Here is a 2,352-nt window from a genome sequence, read left to right on the forward strand (position 1 = left end):
CGATAGAGCCGAGAACCTGATCGCTCGCCCCGAACAGGCCGTCGAACAGGTTGAACTTGAATTTTAGAAGATCGTGAATCCGTTTTTCCGCCTGGTTTTTCAGGTTCAGCATGTTCACGACTGTTACGTCGATCTTCTGGCCGTAACGATGACAACGGCCAATGCGCTGCTCTATGCGCTGGGGATTCCAAGGCAGGTCGAAGTTGATGATCAGGGAACAGAATTGCAGGTTGATGCCTTCCGCGCCGGATTCCGTCGCGATGAGAATCGACTTGTCGTCCGACTTGAAGGCGCTCACGATGGCCGACTTCATGTCCGCGCTTTTCGAACCGGAGACAGCGTCCGTGCCTTCCTTCTCCTTCTTCCAGGCCGCGTAAACCTTCTGGCTCTCCTTGTCGCTGTTGCTACCATTCATCAGCACGATCTGCCCGTCATACCCGCTCTGCGACAGGATTTCAGCAAGGTAGCGCTGTGTACGGACGGACTCGGTGAAGATGACAGCTTTTCGCTTGCCGCCACGCGCGACCACTTCGTCGAGCACGCCCGGAAGCTGGCTAAGAAGCTTGTCGCCTTTCGAGTTAGAGCCGATGGAACGAGCAAGGGCAAGGTAGCCGTCAAGCTCTGCTATCTCGGCGGCCAGTTTCTTCGGATCGATGGCATCGGACGATGCGTCGCCCTCGTCGTCTTTTTCGCCCTGACCATTCTCCGCAGCCAACATAGCGTCGTCCGCGATTTCCTCGCCGACCTCCGCCGTGTCGTCGATGTCTTCAACGACGCTCTCATCGGCCACTTGGTTCTTCCGAAGCCTGCCAATGACATTTTCCAGAAACATGGTGATGGCAGCGACGGACGAACCGAGCGTCTTGCGCGCTCGGCCCATTTCTGCGCGATGACCAAACAGGCTTCGATCGTTTTGCCAAGCCCGACCTCATCGGCAAGGATCACCCCTTTTGACAGCGGAGAATGCAGCGCGAAGCGTGCGGCTTCGACCTGATGCGGCTTCATGTCGACGCGAGCGGTGGAAAGAGACTTGGCGAAGGCTTCGTCGGATCGGCCCTCCAGCATGATACGGTTGGCGAAATATTTGCTGTGATAGTGTGTATAGTTGGTCATTGGGTGCCCACCCGAGAATCGCGGGCCATATGAACAGGATGGATTGATTCAGACAAGCGCCGGGTTGATCACTGGAGTCGGTTCACTCCGAATGCCACAGAATGATTGCAGCGGCGCTAGCAAGGGCAAAAAAGTCGCCTAAGTCCTCGGCAGCGATCAGCCATTCTTTGCAGACATCGAAAGCGGCGAGCGCCGCGTCAATCTCGTTGAACTCATGGATACCGCCAAGATCTTTGCGCTGGTGCGCGATCTCCAAGACAGCCGGATTGACGCTGACAGCGAGCGAGCAACGTGCATGAGATGAATTTCTTAGACCCTTGTGAATCTTAGTAGGCACAAACTATTTGCATACCAACCCCACGCTTCGCGATAGGGTCGTGGCCGGCCGTGTTAGCTGCGCTGGACACCGGCAATATTGTTCGGAGGGAAAGGCGCTCTTCGGAAAACGTCGACGATATGAGCCCCCTGCTGGGCACGTAGCATCGCGGCCAAGTCAAATGGCTGCGTGGCGAGGGCACAAAACCACTCCTCTCCAGTTACGGCGTATCTATCTACGATCCGGTTCCAAGGATCAGGTTGCCGGAACCGGCGATGCAAGGCCGTGTGAATTGGCCGGCTAATCGGATATGGCGACCATGGAGAATAGTAGTTCTCGCAGTGGGTTTGAAGGCTCTCTGTGGAGCCCGAGATCGAGCAACGCTGGGGCTTTTGCAGCAAGCCCTTGTCGGTGAAGTGGTGTATCAATTGCCAGCCGCGAACTCGCTCCTCATGAGTGAAGCCATTGTAGGCAGGCATCTGGGGCCACCTCCAATCCGGAAGGCCAACGGGCTCAAACAGGCCCATAGAGTTTGCAACTGGATTCAAAATCTAACCCTGAGAGAGACCGAACTTTGCTAACCATATTGCTATACAAATTGCGATACAGAAACCCGTTAAATTACTGATTTTATCTAATATTCTATTTGACATGGCTCCGGCCCGGGGAGCCACTTAATCCAGAAAAGTCTTGAAACCCAAGGACTACAAGGGTTTCCGCTTCCCCAGAGATACACCGCGCGATACACTGCGGGGTACACTGAGCTATGAAGATTGACGTGAAGCACATACAGAAACGAGGCGTCGCCGGCTGGCGTTATCGGCGGAAAATTCCGAAGAAGCTCCAGGCCGCTGCGGGCAAGTTGGAAATCCTGGTCCCGCTCGGGGCGACCGAACATCAAGCACTGAAGGCCTACCCCAAGG

Annotated in this window: 2 protein-coding genes; both read right to left on the reverse strand. The window is 55.4% G+C overall.

Annotated features, from left to right (window positions below):
• Window positions 1–880 (reverse strand): helicase-related protein (locus tag ENZ74_RS29475; RefSeq protein ID WP_245471032.1); only part of this gene is annotated, 880 nt, incomplete at its 3' end.
• A 315-nt stretch (window positions 881–1,195) separates the two neighbouring features.
• The gene (locus ENZ74_RS34550) at window positions 1,196–1,369 is read right to left on the reverse strand and encodes a hypothetical protein (RefSeq protein ID WP_158515786.1); all 174 of its coding nucleotides are present in this window, start codon (window positions 1,367–1,369) and stop codon (window positions 1,196–1,198) included.
• Between the last annotated feature and the right edge of the window lie 983 nt (window positions 1,370–2,352).

Origin of the sequence: Mesorhizobium sp. M7A.F.Ca.CA.002.15.2.1 (assembly GCF_003998715.1) — a bacterium.
Classification (GTDB): Bacteria; Pseudomonadota; Alphaproteobacteria; order Rhizobiales; family Rhizobiaceae; genus Mesorhizobium; species Mesorhizobium ciceri.